Annotated in this window: 1 protein-coding gene; it reads right to left on the bottom strand. The window is 47.0% G+C overall.

Annotation, left to right across the window (positions count from 1 at the left end; translation table 11 throughout):
- A partial coding sequence (locus tag LGT40_RS16705; protein WP_226343086.1) for an alcohol dehydrogenase catalytic domain-containing protein occupies nucleotides 1-234 on the bottom strand: 234 nt, incomplete at both ends.

The raw sequence follows: 234 nt of genomic DNA, 5'->3' as shown, positions 1-234 counted from the left end.
CAGCGTAGGTACCATACTCATTCATCGAAAAAGCCGGAATGACGTTGACCTTGTCACCAATATTGAAGTGGCTGACATTGGCACCAAGCTGTTCAATATTGCCTGACGCTTCGTAGCCAAGCCGGGCGGGCAGGGTGGGAGTCTCAAGATATTGGCCACTTCGAAACATGACTTCAGCACGATTAAGGCCAATAGCATTAATTTTGATCAGTACTTCATCTGCTTTTGGTGTGT

Source organism: Methylophaga pinxianii, assembly GCF_020447225.1.
GTDB lineage: Bacteria > Pseudomonadota > Gammaproteobacteria > Nitrosococcales > Methylophagaceae > Methylophaga > Methylophaga pinxianii.
The sequence above is the reverse complement of the archived record's forward strand: the minus strand, read 5'-3'. Positions and strand labels throughout refer to the sequence as shown.